This is a genomic window from Rathayibacter sp. AY1A4, assembly GCF_002930955.1.
Lineage (GTDB): Bacteria > Actinomycetota > Actinomycetes > Actinomycetales > Microbacteriaceae > Rathayibacter.
This window is the reverse complement of record NZ_PSTN01000041.1, coordinates 1-15,157: the sequence shown is the minus strand read 5'-3', so window position 1 is coordinate 15,157 and position 15,157 is coordinate 1. Positions and strand designations below refer to the sequence as shown.

The window sequence follows — 15,157 nt, the reverse complement described above, 5'->3', positions numbered from 1 at the left end:
AGAGGTGGCGTTCGGCGCGGTGGCCGTATCCGGATCCGGCGAGGGCGGTGGCGGCGGCGGAGTGGTCGCCGCCGTGCTCGAGGACGGCGTACGCGCCGAACTTCGTGTAGGGGGTCTCGGAGTCGAAGACGGTGGAGGTGGTGAACACGAAGAGGCGGTCGCGGTCGCGGGCGTGGCCGGTGGTCGCGGAGATGTCGGAGTCCTTGCCGGGGCGGCGCCAGTAGCGGGTGGTGCCGCGGGCGAAGATCAGGGTCCAGCCGTGGGGGGTGAGGATGTCGGCCCAGTCGGTGCGGGCTTCGTAGTCGTCGCCGGGGGTGACGTCGCCGTCGCGGTTCGCGGGCGTCGCGGTCCAGGTGGCGGACAGGGTCGCGGCCTGTTCGGGGGCGGGGGTCTCGTCGAGGGTGCCGATGATGGCGTGGAGGGTGCCGCGCTCGTCGTCGGTGAGGGTGGGGATGCTGTCCGGGCCGCCGGCGATGCGGAGCCAGGGGCGGCCGGTGTCGTGGAAGGCGCCGGGGGTGGGGGCGGCGACGACGAAGCCGCCTTCGCCGCGGGTCTCGGCGAGGGTCTGGTGGTCGGGGTCGGCGGCGAGCTTCGTGTTTCCGACGACGGGCCGGTCGGTGCGGTACAGCCAGTGGATGCCGCCGGAGGGGGACTGCTCGAGCCAGCCGGTGGACACGCGGGCCCAGAGGTCGCCGACGCCGGAGTCCTGGGCGAGCTGCGCGAGCTCGGGGAGGCGGTTCATGGCGCGGCCTTCGAGTTCGAGCATCTCGAGGTTGCCGGAGACGGCGCCGGTGACGATTCCGAGCCCGAAGGGGGTGTCGGTGGTCCACGTCTGGTCGATCTCGCCTGGTGTGGCGATGGTGGTCTGCGCCTGCTTCCACGAGCCGTGGGGGCGCTTGCTGGTGCCGGGGGCGACGGGGATGACGGACACGCCGGCGGCCGCGAGCTGGTGCGCGGTCTGGTTGATGCTGCTCATGGGGTGCTTCCTGTGGGCGCGGGTGTCGGCGGGGTGGGGGCGGCGCCCACCGGGTGAGGGGTGGGCGCCGCCGAGCGGGTCGGGCTACAGGACCTCGAGGGTGAGCACGATGTCCGCGTCGCCGTCGCTGACGTAGACGGCGTCGCCCTCGTCGGGCGAGAGGGTCGCCTCCATTCCGGCGCGGCTGAGGGCGGTGGCGATCTTCTGACGCAGCGCGTCCATCTCTGCCTGGTTCACGGTCTTCTCCTTCTGGGTGGTGCGGGTGCCGAGGACCGCTCGGTGCGGGGTGGTGCCGGGGTGGGTCAGGAGCCGCGGACCGCGGCGACCTGCTCGGGGGTGACGCCGGTGGCGGAGGCGATGCCGGCGTCAGGGATCTGCATGCCGATGAGGGCGCGGATCTTCTCGACGAGCTCGCCGGGCAGGCCGGACGGGTGTCCCGCGACGGCGGGCGCGGCCGGTGCTGCGGGCGCGGCGGGCTGGGGGGCCTGCTGCTGGGCGGCCTGCTGCGGGGCGGTGTCCGGCCAGGTCCCCGCGGGCGCGGCGGGCTGGGGGGCCTGCTGCTGGGCGGCCTGCTGCGGGGCGGTGTCCGGCCAGGTCCCCGCGGGCGGCGGGGTCTGCGGAACGAACGGCGCCTGCGTCTGCTGCTGCGGGGCCTGCTGGGGGATGGCCTGCGACGGGAACCCGGCGGGCGCCTGCTGCTGCTGGGGTGCGGCGGCGGGTGCGGGCTGGGCGAAGCCGGATGCGGGCGCCGCGTAGGTGGCGGTGTAGAGCTTCTTCGGGTTTGCGGGGTTCTGCGACTGCGGGTCGTTGCCGGTGTAGGTGACGGTCAGGATCCCGCCGACGGCGAGGTCTCCGGCGCCGGCCGCTGCGATCGCTTCGGCGATGGCGCGGAAGCGGGAGTCGCCCTTGGACTTCGTGACGTAGAGGGTGCGGACGCCGTCGTCGTCGGGGTCGACGCGGAGGGTGGTCTGCAGCGGCACCTGGATCTGCATCTTCGGGTCGCCGGAGGGCCAGAAGTCGAGGTCGGTGGTCTTGTACTTCGTGGCCTGCCGCTCGGAGGGCGCGCGGGTGATGGTGCCGGTGATGGTCTCGCCGATGGTGTTGAAGGTGGCGGACTTGCCGCCGGAGATGTCGAAGAGGGACATGAGTGGTTTCGCCTTTCGGGCTGTCTGGGTGGTCGTGCTGGTCCGTGCTGGTCGTGCGTGGGTGGCGGTCAGAGGGTGAAGAGCGGGCCTCCCTTCGCCCGGTCGGCGGCGGCCCGGTCGAGGCGGCACCAAGCGCAGTAGGGGTCGTCGCAGCCGGGGGAGATCTCGACGGCCTTCTCGAGGCCGACGAGGCGCCACAGCTGGTCGAGGCGGTTCGCGCGGTTCATCGCTTCGAGGGCGATGCCGGCGTTCCACGGCTCGTGCCAGAGGTACGTCTTCCCGAGCTCGCCGTCGCGGGGGAGGAACGCGATCATCACCTCGCGGGGAATGCCCCACCCGTCCTCCTTGAAGTAGCCGAGGCCGTAGAGGTGCGCCTGCACGCGGTACTTCGGTGAGGGGCCGTTCGCCCGGTAGTGGGCGAGCTGCTTCGCGCCGATGACCTTGTGGTCGATGACGGTGCCGGAGGGGATGTGGAAGAGGTCGCAGGAGCCGAGGATCCGTTCGGGGCCGATGTCGCCGACGTAGACGGTGTTCTCGGTGACCCACTCGAGGTGGCTGTCGGGGTTCGCGGCGTCGAACCAATCCTCGAGCTGCGCGTGGACGGCGGTGCCGATCGCGGGCTTCCACGCTGGCGGGCGGGGCGGTTCGGGGATCTGCGCGAGCTTGTGCAGGATCGCCTTGTCGCAGGGGTCGCCGATCTCGGACGGGCCGATGCGCTTCTGGTGGCTGCGGGGGTGCGCGGCCATCGCCCGCTCGATGACGCCGAGGTACGCACGCTCGATGTCGATCACCTCAAGCACTCGGTTGCGAGTGGGTGACAAAGGCAGACTGCGGGAACCGTTAGAGTGCGGGGCATGGACGAGTTGATCGACGCACTGAACGAGCTTGTATCTAATTTCCAGTCGGGCCAGTATCCGCACGTAATCACGGAGGACAGTCCTCTCATCACCGACTGGATCATGGTTGTCCTGACAGCCCTTGGAATTGCGGCGACAGGACTCATCGCACTACTCACCTTTCGCGCAAACAAAACCGCGAATGATTCCCAGAAGGAATCGACGAGGGCGAGCATTGCTGCCGCGGAGTCGAATCGCCTCGCTGTGGAAGCAATGCAGGCTGCTGTTGAGGCGAGCCAGCGAGCCATCGAGTTGCAGGTTTCCGCAGCAGCAGATGTTGCAAACCGGCGGGGTAGCGGCTCGCGAGAGGAGTCCAATGGGGTTCGCTGGAAGATTGCAGGGGGCGGATCGAAGGGGCGCGGGTTCGCTCTGGTGAATGACGGCTCCGAGACTGCGTATGCCGTCCAGATGGAAGAGCTCGGTGGATTCAATGACGCGGTCTTCTCGATTACGGATCCATTCGACTTAGATCCTGGGGCAGAAATCCCCTTCTTTATTGAGCGTTCTATTGCTAGTCCTCCGGTGACCGTCATCTTGATTACGTGGCGAAACGCGGCCGGCGAGAACTTTGCATCGTCTCGCCTAGTCCGATAGTTGTTAGTCACTTGACCAGCACCTTCGGGGCGCCCTCGACCTGGTAGTTCTCGACGATGATCGGCGCGACGTACTTTCGGAACGCGGCCATGTCGAGCTTCGGGACGTAGATCGCGGGGAACTGGTCGGCCGGGTAGTCCTTCTCGATCTGCGCGGTGTTCGGGCGCCGGTTGTGCTGGATCGCGACGGCTAGGTTCCCCGCCTGGTGCGTCCCGAACTCGAGGCCCTCGCGCAGCTGCTCAGCGATCTGCTCCTGCCGCTCCTTCGCGTCGGCGGCGACCGCGCCGAGCCGGGCGTACTCGGCGGCGAGCGCGGCGACGTCGATGGGCTCGCGGTACGACTCGTCGTCGGTGTCGACGGCGGCGGGCTGGGTAGTGGTCTGGCTGGTCATGGTGATCCTTTTGTGGTGAGTGGTCAGGCGATCGGGGTGCCTGCGGGCACGACGGCCCAGAGGGTGATGAAGGAGCCGGCGTGGCCCTTCTCGACGAAGCGCTTCGTGGCGCGGACGTCGATGACCTGGTTGTCGTCGACGTAGGCGACGCCGTTGAGGGCGTCCATCACGAGCTTCTGGAGGTTGTCGACGTCGCGGCGGCCGCGGCGCACGAGGTGGAAGTCGAGCCGCATGGCGACGTCGCAGGCGAGCGGGTCCGCGAGCTCGCAGGCCGCCTTGAACAGCTCGGCGATGGCGGCCTCGGCGCGGAGGGTGGTCGCGGGGGTGAAGGTGCGGCCGCCCTTCCCGTGCCGGGGCCGCTCCTTCGCCTTCGGCTCTCCGGGGATGGAGAACGAGACGACGTGGAGGCGCTCGGTCGGGTCGCTCACTCGTCGGCGTCGAGGTCGGGCGCGTCGAAGTCGAGCTGTTCGAGCCCGGTCCTCGCCTTGTACGCGGCCTCGAGGAGCGCGCGGCCGATGAGTTCGAGGTCACCGTCGCTGACCGCGTCGGCGAGCTTCGCGCGGGTGGCGTCGTCGAGCTCGCCCTGCAGCGCGTCGATCTGGATGAACCGGACGACGGGGTAGGTCTCCTGCTTGGCGACGTTGTGGACGATCTTCGACGGCTCGACGACGCCGATGACGACTACGCGGCCGGTCTCGTCGTCGATGAACTGGGAGGCGAGGTCGACGAGGCCGTTGAGCTTCTCGCCGGGGACCTGCCCGGAGATCTGTACGGACATGGGGCTCCTTCGTGAGCGGGTGATGGGTGGGGAGGGTGAGGTGCGGTCGCGTCAGCCGGCGAGGCGCTCCCAGAGCGAGCCGGTGCGCTCCGGGTGGTCCTTCGGCAGGCTCCGGCGCAAACGGGCGCCGACGTTGCCGCGGACGATGAGGTACGCGTCCCCTGCGTCTGCGCGTTGGGCGAGCACGTCGAGGACGTCTGCGGGGACCGGCTTGGCGGGTTCGGAGAACTGCAGTGGGGCGGTCATCGCGTCCACGTCCGATCGGCGTCGATGCTGTAGTGGCGGCCGCGGTGTCCGTGGTGGAGCTCGCAGTGGATCACCGGGGCGAGCGCTTCGCGGGACTCGGCCGAGACGAGCGTGCTGACGGTCCACGCTTCGCAGATGCGGACGCCGTACTGGTTGTAGAAGCGAAGGCGGCCGCGGCACCGCTGGTGGGCGGTGCAGTAGCGGGCCTGGGCGCCGATCCATCGGTGAGGGGTCAGCCGCTCCCGGATCCGGGAGGGGAGGGCCGGCCAGATGACGGCGAGCCACAGGGCGATTCCCGCGGGCACGCCGACGGCAGCAGGGATCGTGTCGACGGCGGTCACGAGGACACCGCCGGGCGCAGGCCGAGCATGTCGGCGAGGTCGTCCGCAAGGCCGCGCCGCTCGAGGTCCGCGAGCACGATCGCCTTGTCGGCCGGGGAGATCTCGGGGATCGAGCCGTAGAGGCCTGCGCGCTGCGAGGGCGAGCCCTGGCCGCGCTGCGCGGGCTTCGGGTCGGCCGACGCCGCGAGGTACTTGACGACGGTATTCCGGGACGAGCCGACCTTCTCGGCGATCGAGCGCGCGGACTCGCCGGCCGCTCCTCGCGAGCGGATCTCGTCGATCTGCTCAGGGGTGAGGCTGCGCCCGGCCATCAGGCGGCCGCCTTGCCGGTGAGGGTGTACTCGGCGGCGAGGCCGTCGAGCCGGTGGTGCATGGCCGACACGATGGCCGGGACGTACTCGGCGAGGTTGACGACCTCACCGCGGCGGAGCGTGAGCATGATCACGCCTCCTTCTGCAAGGAGCGCACGTAGGCGGCCGGGCTGGCGCCCAGCTCCCACGCCTCGTAGGCGAAGTCCATCGAGTAGCCGTCTACCGCCTGGTCGCCGTCGAGCGAGTGGCCGGCGGCGCGCTCAGCGTCGCCGATCCATGCGAGCCAACGGCGCTCGGCGAGGCTCGAGTCGACCTCTGCCTTCCACGTCTCGAGGTGAGTGTCTTCGACGATGCTCATGGTCGTTCCCTTCTGGTGTGTGCCCGGCGCGCCCCTTCGGAAGGCGCGACGAACAGCGCCTCCCACGGCGCGGGGTGTGATGGGGGAGAGGGGTGGGGCCGGTGGTCTCCGTCCGCGACTCAGAACGTCGCGGTGGCCGGCCCCTGCCAGCGGGATTGCTGGCGGTCTAGGCGGAGCGTCGGCCGCTGATCGACGTCACGTTCGACGTCGGCAGCTGGGCCGCGATCCACGCGTCGACGTCTTCGCGACGCCAGCGCAGGTACTTCCCGACCTTGAACGCCGGGGGGAGTGCGTCGGGGTTGCGGTTGCGCATCTGGTAGACGGCAGCCTCCTCGATCTGCAGCTCGTCGGCGAGATCGGTGACGGTGAGGTGCTTGGCCATCAGGCCGCGACCTTCTGCTTCTGCTCTGCGAGGGACGGGGTCTTCACGACCTCGAACGCTTCGCCGATGCTCAGGCCGAACGTGTCGACCATCGCGACCATGAACGCCGCCGAGGGCTGTGCGCCCTCGTCGACGCGGCGGAGCGTTGCGCGGTGGACTCCCATGAGGCGCGCCTGGTGCTCCTCGCTGGGGATCTCGCGAACCTCGCGGAGCCTCTTGAGCAGTCCCGGCTTGATCCGGAGCGTGCTTCCCATTCGGTCCTCCTCGTTGCGGTTCTGCGTTGCTGTGTCGCAAGTATGCGACGGCCTGACGCAGGAATGCAACACGGACGGGGGTGGTTGTTGCGGAAGTGTTCAGGTGCTTTCCCGCCATTCCGGGGCACTACGGCTTGCGGGTGTCGCAAAGTTGCGACAGACTCGCACCCGTGAATGACGCACTTCGGGAACACATCGAACAGATCAGCGGCACCAAGAGCCTGCGCTCCGTCGCCCTCGCCGCGGGGATCACCCCGAGCACCCTCGTTCGTCAGCTCGACGGCGAGATGAAGGCCGCGACCGTCGTCGCCATCTGCCGCGCCTACGGGGCGCCGATCCTCCCCGCCTTCGTCGCCGCCGGCTACATCAGCCCCGACGAGGCGCGCGCCTCCATCAGCGAAGCTGCGCTCCGCAGCGCGACCGACCGCCAGCTCGCCGAAGAGATCCTCCGCCGCGTCATCGAAGCCGAGGGTGAGCACCCCGAGTTCACCGAGCCGATCTCGGACGAGCAGACCGCCGCAGCCGTGCAGCTATCCGACAGGCGTCGGCGGAATGTCAGTGGTCCCCTCGACACTCTCACCGACGAAGAAATCGCAGCCCGGTACGGCGACCGGATCGCAGCCGATCACTCCGACCCCGAACAGGACCTCGACGACAGGACCCCATGAGTCACCGCCCCGCCGCCACCGCGTACGACCCGTACGAGCACGCGAACCGGCTGGGCATCTCCGTCCTTCACGGCAGGATCCGATCCGCCAACGGCCTCTGGCTTCCCGACGAGCGCGTCATCGTCCTCAAGCGCGGACTCCGCGCATGGCACGAACGCCAGACCCTCGCGCACGAGCTCGGCCACGTCTGCCTCGGCCACGCCGAGACAACCCCCCGCATCGAACGCCTCGCCGACCGGTGGGCCGCCCGCAAGCTCATCGCCCCCGACCACCTCGCCGACGTCGCACGCATGAGCCCGGACCCCGGCGTCTGGGCACTCGAGCTCGGCGTCACCGACCACCTCCTCGAGCTCTACCTCCGAGACCACCGCACCGCCTAGGAGCGCCCATGCCACGCCCGCCGCTACCCATCGGCTCGAACGGAGTCGTCACCGTCACCCCGGCGCCGAAGGCCAAGGGACCCTGGGTCGCGCGCACCCGCTTCCGCGACTACGACGGCGTCACCCGCATCGTCGAACGCAAGAGCGCCCAGAGCGCCGGCAACGCCCGCGAGCTCCTCACCCGCGCCCTTCTCGAGCGCCGCGCCCCTCTCGGCGACGAGCTCACCCCGGAGACGCGGTTACGCGACGCGGGGGTGAAGTGGTGGACCGACGAGATCGACGGGCAGCGCGCACCCACCACCGAGCGCCGGTACCGGCAGGCGCTCGCGCACGTCGACCAGGGCCTCGGCGGCGTCCGCCTGCGCGAGATGACGACCGCCCGCTGCGACACGTTCCTCCGCACCCTCGCCCGCACCCGCGGGCCCGCGACCGCGAAGCAAGCGAAGAGCGTCCTCTCCGGCATCCTCGGCATGGCCGCGCGCCTCGACGCGATCCCCGCGAACCCCATCCGCGACGTCGGCTCCATCCGATCCACGCCCCCCGAAGTGCGCGCACTCACCCTCGACGAGCTCCGCGCGTTCCGGACCGCGCTGGCCGCCGACCGGCGCAGCGTCCTCGGCGACGTCGTCGACCCCGTCGATTTCATGGCCGGCACCGGCGCGCGCGTCGGCGAGGTCTTCGCGATCCGCTGGGCCGACGTCGACCTCGACGCGCCCACCCCCTCCGCAACGATCCGCGGGACGACGCTCTGGACCAAGGGCGCCGGCATGACCATCCAGACGCACCCGAAGTCCTCGACCTCGCGGCGCCGCCTCCTGCTCCCCGACTTCATCGTCGACATGCTCGCCGCGCGCGATCGCGACGTCGACCTCGTGTTCCCATCGCTGTTCCTCGAGCGTTCGACAGTGCGGGACCCGAACAACTTCCGGAAGCAGCTGCGGCGCTTCACGGAGGGCACGGAGTGGGAGTGGGTCACGCCGCACACCTTCCGGAAGTCGGTCGCGACGCTCGTCGAAGACCTCGGCGAGGCGTCCCGGCAGCTCGGCCACGCGGGCACCGACATCACCGAGCGGCACTACCGCGTCCGAACGCACGAAGGCCCCGACCTCCGCGCACGCCTGCAGCTCGTGGCTACAGGGTGACGGGGGCCGGGGCGCTCATCGTTTAGTCGACGGAAAGCAGGGCTACGAGCGGCGATCCACGGACAGTCAGAGCCAGCGAGGCTCACCTATTCGGCCTGGTCAGAGGCAGAAACCGGGAGGCACGGCGATCCACCGCAAGGCATCGGGTCGGAATCTCTTGGTCGCAGGTTCGATTCCTGCCGGGGGCACCATCGGATCGGGAGCGCGCCGGTCGCCGTCCCTAGTCTTGTCCCGGTGGCGTGCGGATCAGCGTCGACGCCTCGCGCCCGTCCTTCGACCGCGTCGCGGCCTCTCCTCGGGCGGCGCTGCGCTCCTCCGAGGAGTGACGCCCGGCACCCACGGGGTTTTCCTCCGCTCCGGTGACCCTCGGACGAGGACTCGCGGTCGCTCCACTAGTAACACACCGGCAAATCGGAGGCAACACCGGCGTGTTTCCCACCCGAAGTCGTTTGAGTGTCATTCAGGCACCTAGTCTTGGGGTGTCCGGAATTACAACGACGTAACGAACGGAGGTACGACCATGCTGCTCCTCGCCATCCTCGGTGGAATCGCCGTCGCGTGGACGATCGTCGCGGCGCCCCTCGCCGTACTGGTCGGCCGAGTCGCCCGTGCACGTGATGCACACAGCTAGTCAGTACACGCACCGCCCGCACCACGGAGAAGGCCCCGATCGCATTCGCGATCGGGGCCTTCTTCTCGTAGTCGGGAGCACTCAGACCGAGCTGCGCTCCTGGCCTCGGTCGTCGTCCGAGGCGGACCGCTCGAACCGGGCCTCGTCCGCCCGGACGACCGCCTCGTCGTCGGCCGGCACGCCGTCGCGGTCTCCGTCGGCCGGAGCCGACGGCGTCGCGTCGTGCTCCGCGTCCGGCTGCGGCTGGGCGGCAGGAGCCGAGCGCTGCGGGTCGACGGGCGGCAGCTCCTCCACGAAACGCTCGCGCGACGGCACCTCCAGGCGGTCGACGTCGGCGAGCAGGCGGCGGGTCTCCTCCTGCGAGGCGTCCCCGGCCGACGCGGGGAGGACGATCGTGGGCGTCTGCGGGGCTGCAGAGCCGGAGGCGGAGCCCGCGCCGACGACGACCGGTGCGACGGCGGTCGGTGCGGCGGCCGGGGGAGCGGTGCGCTGGGGAGCGGCCTCGGCGGTGCTCGCGGCCCGATCGGACGACGGAGCGGACTCGGCGGAGCGGTCTCGACCCGTCTCCGAGAAGCGCCAGCGCTCGAGGTCGGCGAGGAAGGCCTTCCGGGCGCGCCCGGGCTTGTCCCGCCACTGCACGAGGCGGTCACGGAACTCGCCCACGCTCGCCTGCGTCTGGTAGCCGCCGGTGCTCGACGTGTGCTTCAGCTCGGCGAGCTCGTGAGCGGCCCAGTTGGCCGCGACTCCGGAGCCCTTGACGGGCAGGAGGCGCAGGTGCGTCTCGGCCTGCGCGGACGCGCGGTCGCTGAGGACGCGCTCCGGGCTGCTGAGGACGTTCCAGGCCGAGGCGTCGACCGCGGCGTCGACGAGCGTCGCGATGACCGCGTTCTTCCGCTCGTGATCCTGCTGACGGATGAGGCGCGCGATGGACGCTCGGAAGACGGAGGCGATCACGATCGCTCCGACCACCACGGCCAGCAGGACCACAGCGGCCGTGAAGACCGCCTGGTGCCCGTCGCTCGTGCGGATCCAGGACATGAACTCGTTCCACCACTGCATGGGGCGAACGCTATCCGGGGCGGTCGCCGCGGCCCGGTCGGCACGCCGCCGACCGGGCGGATCGGCGCGTCAGGCGACGCGGAAGACCTCGATCGCGTCGTCGACGCTCCAGAACTCGCCGAGCTCGGCGCCGGCGGGCATGCCCGCCCGCAGCAGCCGGGCGCGGTACCGCTCGCCGAGCGGATCCTCGACCAGCTCGATGTGACCGACCACGGCGCCCGAGCCGGTGCTCACGCGCCACAGCCGGGCGTTGACCCGGGTGAGCGTCGGCGGGGTGCGGGTGGCGTGCAGCGTGGACAGGGACATCGGTTCCTCCTGCTCGAGTCTCGGAGCACCCACCGGCCGAGTGCTGTCGCAGACTACGGCCGACCACCGACATCCCCGCCGGGGCGTCAGCGCAGGGTCGTGCCGTGCACCGCGAACTCCTCGATCGCGTCGATCTCCTCCTGCGAGAGGGGGCCGGCGTCCAGCGCGGCGACGTTCTGCTCGAGCTGCGCGACGCTCGACGCTCCGATGATGGCGCTCGTGACGGTGGGCACCCGGAGCACCCAGCTCAGGGCGAGCTGGGCCAGCGACTGGCCGCGCTGCTGCGCGATCGCGTTCAGGCCGCGGGCGCGCGTCAGGTACGCCTCGTCGATCCGGTCGGAGGAGAGGAAGCGCGACGTCGCCGCACGGGACCCCTCCGGCACGGTACCGTCGAGGTAGCGGTCCGTCAGGAGCCCCTGCGCCAGCGGCGAGAAGACGATGCAGCCGGTGCCGAGCTCGTCGAGCACGGGGAAGAGGCCGTCCTCGGGTCCGCGGTCGAAGAGCGAGTAGCGGGGCTGGTGCAGGAGGAGCGGCACTCCGCTGCCCGCCAGTGCCGCCTGCGCGGCCCGGGTCTGCTCGGGCGAGTAGTTCGAGATGCCGGCGTAGAGCGCCTTGCCCGACTCCACCGCCGAGACGAGAGCGCCCATGGTCTCCTCGATCGGAGTCTCCGGGTCCGGCCGGTGCGAGTAGAAGACGTCCACGTAGTCGACGCCGATCCGCTGCAGGCTCTGGTCGAGCGAGGAGAGCAGGTACTTGCGCGAGCCGCCGTCCCCGTACGGGCCGGGCCACATGTCGTATCCGGCCTTGGACGAGATGACGATCTCGTCGCGGTACGGGCGGAGGTCCTCCGCGAGGATGCGGCCGAAGGCCGTCTCGGCGGCGCCGTAGGGCGGTCCGTAGTTGTTCGCGAGGTCGAAGTGGGTGACGCCCAGGTCGAACGCGCGGCGGAGGATCGCGCGCTGCGTGTCGAGGGAGCGGTCGGATCCGAAGTTGTGCCAGAGGCCCAGCGACAGGGCGGGCAGCAGCAGGCCGCTCCGTCCGGTGCGTCGGTAGTCCATGCGGTCGTAGCGGGCGGGGGCGGCGTCGTAGCTCACGCCGCGACTCTATTGCAGGGGGCGGATCCGCGGAATGCAGGGGGCGGTGAGCGTGTTGGACCGACTGACGCCTCCGGCACCCCGGACGCGTCGACGCGACAGGAAGTGAGTCACACGCTATGCGCACATTCGTACTCGCCGGAGGATGCTTCTGGTGTCTGGACGCCGTCTACCGCGTCCTCGACGGCGTGACCGACGTCGTCTCCGGCTACACCGGCGGCCGCACGACCGAGCCCGACTACGAGGACGTCTGCTCCGGGCGCACCGGCCACGCCGAGGCCGTCGCCGTCACCTTCGATCCCGAGGTCATCCCCGAGCAGGTCGTCCTCGACGTCTTCTTCACCCTGCACGACCCGCGACAGCTGAACCGCCAGGGCAACGACGTCGGCACGCAGTACCGCTCGGCGATGTTCTACTCCTCCGACGAGGAGAAGGAGCTGTTCGAGACCGCGCGCGACCGTGCGTCCGAGTGGTGGGACGGCCCGATCGTCACTGAAATCTCGCCGCTGGGCGTCTACTACCCCGCCGAGGACTACCACCAGGACTTCTTCGCGAAGAACCCGGGCCAGGGCTACTGCATGGCGGTCGCACTGCCCAAGGTGAACAAGATCCGCAAGTCCTACTCGAGGTACATCACCGCGTCGTAACGCTCCTCCACAGGGGACGATCCGCTCGTCCTCTCCCCAGAAGGGCCCGCCTCCACCTCGGAGGCGGGCCCTTCGTCGCGACACTGGCACTGCGGCGCCCGAGCGGTACCAGCCCCCTCCGCCCGGGCGCCGTGCCCGTCGCAGCCGTGGCGGGGCAGGAGTAGAGAGGACACGACCATGACCGACACGCTGACCGTCATCGGGACCATCGGCACCGAGCCCCGGAGCATCGATACCTCCAGCGGCACCGCGATGACCAGCTTCCGGCTCGCCTCGACGCAGCGGCGCTACGACCGCTCGGAGCAGCGCTGGGTCGACGTCTCGACCAACTGGTACACCGTCACCGCGTTCAACGGCCTGGCCGGCAACGCGCTGTCCTCCCTGTCGCGCGGCGACCGGATCCTCGTCACCGGGCGGCTCGGGGTGAGGGCCTGGGAGGCGGGAGGCAAGGCCGGTACGGATGTGGTCCTCACGGCCGAGGGCATCGGGCACGACCTCGCCTGGGGGACCAGCAGCTTCACGAAGACCGTCGGGCGCGCCTCTGCTCCCGCCCCTGCCGCCGAGCCCGCGTGGAGCGAGGAGGCGCCGCGCGAGGGCGCCGCGGCGGGGGACTGGGGCGCGTCGGGCCATGACCGCGGTGATGCCGTGCCCGAGCCGCCGGTGGCGGCGGGCGTCGGCGGAGGCGCTCCCGGTCTCTCGGTAGGATCCGGGGAGACCCCGTTCTGATCCGGGGGACCGGAGCGAGAGCCGTCCCGGTCGGGAGGAGCCGGGCGTGACACGGAACCGAGCGGCCCGCATCGCGCTCGTGCTCGGCGGTCTCGCCGTCTGCCTCTCCGGTTGCACGTCGCCGTCGGCACCGGATCCCGTGGTGTCCTCCTCCGCGGCCGAGGCGCCGGCACCGGCGGAGTCCGCCGCACCCGTCGCCTTCGTGCCGGGCGGGACGACGGAGCAGAACCTCCCCGTGTTCGAGCAGACCCTTCGCGCGGCGGCCGAGCCCGATCCGAAGGTGAGCGGCTCCAGCGTGGTCGACGCGCTCGTCGCGGCGGGGTTCTCCCGCGAGTCGATGCAGCTGACAGCGGACGAGACCTCGGTCGGACTCGACGCGGACTCGGTGCAGGTCTCCGTCAAGCTCGGGGAGTCGTGCCTCATCGGCCAGTACGGCCCGAAGAGCGGCGGGGTGCGGGCGGTGATCGCGGCACCGATCGCGACCGGCGCCTGCCTGGTCGGCCGGACCGTCCCGATCCAGGGCTGACGCGCCGGCCTCGACCGGGAACCGCTCCACCATGAGCCCCGGTCGGGGTCGGAAAGGACGGAAGGATCCTCGACAAGGCCCCTCGCCCGTCGAGTCCGAGAGCGCCCTGTGTTCGCCCGTCGCTCCTGCAGGACCCCTCCGACCGGTGCGGATCCGAGCAGGAGGACAGCCTCGTGCGAGCGGACCGGTCGACGATCCCGGTGGTCGGCGGCGCCCTCCCCTCCCCGGGACGCCGCTCAGCACGGTTAGGCTGCCCTGACCGACACGTGTGCCCCAGCGCGGGCACCGCGACGGACGTGCCGACGGGAGTGCTCGGCACGAGGACCACGACGAGGGGGAACTCGCCATGACCACATCCCGACCGCAGACGACGACGCGAGCGAGGTGGAGGCGCGCCGCCATCGCGGTCGCGAGCACGGCAGCCGTCGTCCTCGGAGTGACGACAGGAGCCGGAGCGGCTGCCGCCGCGGTGAGCCGGATGGTCGCGCTGACGAGTCCATACAACTGGTCGACCACCGAGACGTTCTCGGCCGCCCAGATCAGTCCCGTCGCGGGCGACGTCACCGGTCTCGACGTCACGCTCTCCGACTCCGCTCGGCCGACGGGTTCCTATCCGGCGTTCACGACCTACAACTGGGCGATCGGTGACTACGACCTCGCCGGGTCGGCGAAGCTCGCGTCCGGGAGCCGTAGCTTCCGCATCGACCTGAAGCAGCCCCTCGCCTCGTTCGGTAGTGGAACCGTCGCCCTCCAGATCACGGCGCAGAAGCAGCCGATCAAGAACCCCCGGGAGCCGATCGGCCAGCCGGTCGACAGCGGCTACGAGCTGACCACGTCGGCCACTCTCTCCGTCGCCGGAGCCTCCGGCAGCGGCGGCGTCGGCGGGGTCGACCTCAGCGGGACCGCGCAGACGCTCCAGCGCAGCGCCGCCTACTTCGCCTACAGCAACGCCGCTGAGGTGCCGGACGTGAAGGGCGGCGACACCGTCGTCCTCGAGTCCAACCGGGACGACTTCTACGACCTCCAGGGGCTCGCCGCCTATGTCGGTCCCAGCAGGACCGAGCGGATCCCCGCCCAGGTGAGTACGAACAGCAGACGGTCCGCGGTCACCGTGACGATCCCCTCGAGCGCCTACGACGCCTACAAGGACCGCGCCAGCAGCCTGGTCCAGGTCACCGGCGTCAGCAACGGCAGGGTGGACCAGCCCCGCGGAGCGACCATCACGTCGGACGCCGCAGTCCGCGTCACGGGAAGCGCAGCCACCACCCCGCCGGTCACGCCGACCCCGACGGCCACCGCGACCACC

25 protein-coding genes and 1 tRNA gene are annotated in these 15,157 nt (G+C 70.7%); 9 read left to right on the top strand and 17 right to left on the bottom strand.

The window, feature by feature from the left end; all coding sequences use genetic code 11:
* The 4 genes from C5B92_RS16225 to C5B92_RS16215 all read right to left on the bottom strand — a co-directional run.
* Window positions 1-976, bottom strand: a 976-nt coding sequence (locus C5B92_RS16225) for a bifunctional DNA primase/polymerase (RefSeq protein WP_181028870.1), incomplete at its 3' end; no start/stop codon positions are given.
* An 84-nt stretch (window positions 977-1,060) separates the two neighbouring features.
* On the bottom strand, window positions 1,061-1,213 hold the full coding sequence (locus C5B92_RS17455) for a hypothetical protein (protein ID WP_181028868.1): 153 nt from the start codon (window positions 1,211-1,213) through the stop codon (window positions 1,061-1,063).
* Window positions 1,214-1,278: 65 nt separating this feature from the next.
* Window positions 1,279-2,121: a hypothetical protein gene (locus C5B92_RS16220; protein ID WP_104350590.1), complete on the bottom strand. Its 843-nt coding sequence runs from the start codon at window positions 2,119-2,121 to the stop codon at window positions 1,279-1,281.
* Between the two features lie 68 nt (window positions 2,122-2,189).
* Window positions 2,190-2,912: a hypothetical protein gene (locus C5B92_RS16215; protein ID WP_104350589.1), complete on the bottom strand. Its 723-nt coding sequence runs from the start codon at window positions 2,910-2,912 to the stop codon at window positions 2,190-2,192.
* 63 nt (window positions 2,913-2,975) lie between these two features.
* On the opposite strand from C5B92_RS16215, the gene C5B92_RS17080 reads away from it, so the two are divergent.
* Window positions 2,976-3,611 (top strand): hypothetical protein, encoded by a 636-nt coding sequence (locus C5B92_RS17080; RefSeq protein ID WP_146079376.1) that lies wholly within the window; start codon window positions 2,976-2,978, stop codon window positions 3,609-3,611.
* 7 nt (window positions 3,612-3,618) lie between these two features.
* On the opposite strand, the gene C5B92_RS16210 is transcribed toward C5B92_RS17080, so the two are convergent.
* The 10 genes from C5B92_RS16210 to C5B92_RS17445 all read right to left on the bottom strand — a co-directional run bounded on the left by C5B92_RS16210 (window position 3,619) and on the right by C5B92_RS17445 (window position 6,672).
* Window positions 3,619-4,002, bottom strand: a complete 384-nt coding sequence (locus tag C5B92_RS16210; protein ID WP_104350588.1) for a hypothetical protein — start codon at window positions 4,000-4,002, stop codon at window positions 3,619-3,621.
* A gap of 23 nt (window positions 4,003-4,025) precedes the next feature.
* Entirely contained in the window at window positions 4,026-4,430 is a 405-nt protein-coding gene (locus tag C5B92_RS16205) for a RusA family crossover junction endodeoxyribonuclease (protein ID WP_146079375.1), read from the bottom strand.
* A complete protein-coding gene (locus C5B92_RS16200; RefSeq protein WP_104350587.1) occupies window positions 4,427-4,780 on the bottom strand; it encodes a hypothetical protein in 354 nt (117 codons plus the stop codon). Before C5B92_RS16200 ends, C5B92_RS16205 begins: the two co-directional genes overlap by 4 nt.
* A 51-nt stretch (window positions 4,781-4,831) precedes the next feature.
* Complete coding sequence (locus tag C5B92_RS16195; RefSeq protein WP_146079374.1) at window positions 4,832-5,026, bottom strand: hypothetical protein; 195 nt, start codon at window positions 5,024-5,026, stop codon at window positions 4,832-4,834.
* Complete coding sequence (locus C5B92_RS16190; protein ID WP_104350585.1) at window positions 5,023-5,367, bottom strand: hypothetical protein; 345 nt, start codon at window positions 5,365-5,367, stop codon at window positions 5,023-5,025. Before C5B92_RS16190 ends, C5B92_RS16195 begins: the two co-directional genes overlap by 4 nt.
* Complete coding sequence (locus C5B92_RS17560) at window positions 5,364-5,678, bottom strand: helix-turn-helix domain-containing protein (protein ID WP_104350584.1); 315 nt, start codon at window positions 5,676-5,678, stop codon at window positions 5,364-5,366. The genes C5B92_RS16190 and C5B92_RS17560 overlap by 4 nt, the downstream gene beginning before the upstream one ends.
* The gene (locus C5B92_RS17750; protein WP_258061600.1) at window positions 5,678-5,806 is read right to left on the bottom strand and encodes a hypothetical protein; all 129 of its coding nucleotides are present in this window, start codon (window positions 5,804-5,806) and stop codon (window positions 5,678-5,680) included. The genes C5B92_RS17560 and C5B92_RS17750 overlap by 1 nt, the downstream gene beginning before the upstream one ends.
* 2 nt (window positions 5,807-5,808) lie before the next feature.
* Window positions 5,809-6,036, bottom strand: a complete 228-nt coding sequence (locus tag C5B92_RS16180; protein WP_104350583.1) for a hypothetical protein — start codon at window positions 6,034-6,036, stop codon at window positions 5,809-5,811.
* 166 nt (window positions 6,037-6,202) lie between these two features.
* Window positions 6,203-6,418 (bottom strand): AlpA family transcriptional regulator, encoded by a 216-nt coding sequence (locus C5B92_RS17450; RefSeq protein ID WP_104324459.1) that lies wholly within the window; start codon window positions 6,416-6,418, stop codon window positions 6,203-6,205.
* The gene (locus C5B92_RS17445) at window positions 6,418-6,672 is read right to left on the bottom strand and encodes a helix-turn-helix transcriptional regulator (protein ID WP_104324458.1); all 255 of its coding nucleotides are present in this window, start codon (window positions 6,670-6,672) and stop codon (window positions 6,418-6,420) included. The genes C5B92_RS17450 and C5B92_RS17445 overlap by 1 nt, the downstream gene beginning before the upstream one ends.
* Window positions 6,673-6,752: 80 nt before the next feature.
* On the opposite strand from C5B92_RS17445, the gene C5B92_RS16170 reads away from it, so the two are divergent.
* The 4 genes from C5B92_RS16170 (at window position 6,753) to C5B92_RS17440 (ending at window position 9,053) form a co-directional block, all read left to right on the top strand.
* Entirely contained in the window at window positions 6,753-7,340 is a 588-nt protein-coding gene (locus C5B92_RS16170; protein ID WP_146079373.1) for a hypothetical protein, read from the top strand.
* On the top strand, window positions 7,337-7,720 hold the full coding sequence (locus C5B92_RS16165; protein ID WP_104350580.1) for an ImmA/IrrE family metallo-endopeptidase: 384 nt from the start codon (window positions 7,337-7,339) through the stop codon (window positions 7,718-7,720). The genes C5B92_RS16170 and C5B92_RS16165 overlap by 4 nt, the downstream gene beginning before the upstream one ends.
* Before the next feature lie 8 nt (window positions 7,721-7,728).
* Window positions 7,729-8,862: a tyrosine recombinase XerC gene (xerC, locus tag C5B92_RS16160; protein ID WP_104350579.1), complete on the top strand. Its 1,134-nt coding sequence runs from the start codon at window positions 7,729-7,731 to the stop codon at window positions 8,860-8,862.
* Window positions 8,863-8,955: 93 nt separating this feature from the next.
* Window positions 8,956-9,053, top strand: a tRNA-OTHER gene (locus C5B92_RS17440).
* A 521-nt stretch (window positions 9,054-9,574) separates the two neighbouring features.
* Here the strand turns inward: C5B92_RS17440 and C5B92_RS16155 are convergent.
* The 3 genes from C5B92_RS16155 to C5B92_RS16145 all read right to left on the bottom strand — a co-directional run bounded on the left by C5B92_RS16155 (window position 9,575) and on the right by C5B92_RS16145 (window position 11,952).
* Complete coding sequence (locus C5B92_RS16155) at window positions 9,575-10,552, bottom strand: hypothetical protein (RefSeq protein ID WP_104254935.1); 978 nt, start codon at window positions 10,550-10,552, stop codon at window positions 9,575-9,577.
* Between the two features lie 69 nt (window positions 10,553-10,621).
* Window positions 10,622-10,858: a hypothetical protein gene (locus C5B92_RS16150; protein WP_104223715.1), complete on the bottom strand. Its 237-nt coding sequence runs from the start codon at window positions 10,856-10,858 to the stop codon at window positions 10,622-10,624.
* Between the two features lie 86 nt (window positions 10,859-10,944).
* On the bottom strand, window positions 10,945-11,952 hold the full coding sequence (locus tag C5B92_RS16145) for an aldo/keto reductase (RefSeq protein ID WP_104223714.1): 1,008 nt from the start codon (window positions 11,950-11,952) through the stop codon (window positions 10,945-10,947).
* A 119-nt stretch (window positions 11,953-12,071) separates the two neighbouring features.
* Between C5B92_RS16145 and msrA the strand changes: the two genes are divergently transcribed.
* The 4 genes from msrA to C5B92_RS16125 all read left to right on the top strand — a co-directional run.
* Window positions 12,072-12,599 (top strand): peptide-methionine (S)-S-oxide reductase MsrA, encoded by a 528-nt coding sequence (gene msrA, locus C5B92_RS16140; protein ID WP_104223713.1) that lies wholly within the window; start codon window positions 12,072-12,074, stop codon window positions 12,597-12,599.
* Between the two features lie 177 nt (window positions 12,600-12,776).
* Window positions 12,777-13,325: a single-stranded DNA-binding protein gene (locus C5B92_RS16135; RefSeq protein WP_104274010.1), complete on the top strand. Its 549-nt coding sequence runs from the start codon at window positions 12,777-12,779 to the stop codon at window positions 13,323-13,325.
* A 46-nt stretch (window positions 13,326-13,371) separates the two neighbouring features.
* A complete protein-coding gene (locus C5B92_RS16130) occupies window positions 13,372-13,851 on the top strand; it encodes a DUF6993 domain-containing protein (protein WP_104254933.1) in 480 nt (159 codons plus the stop codon).
* Window positions 13,852-14,197: 346 nt separating this feature from the next.
* Window positions 14,198-15,157: hypothetical protein (locus C5B92_RS16125; RefSeq protein ID WP_146079372.1), on the top strand; the 960-nt coding region annotated here is incomplete at its 3' end.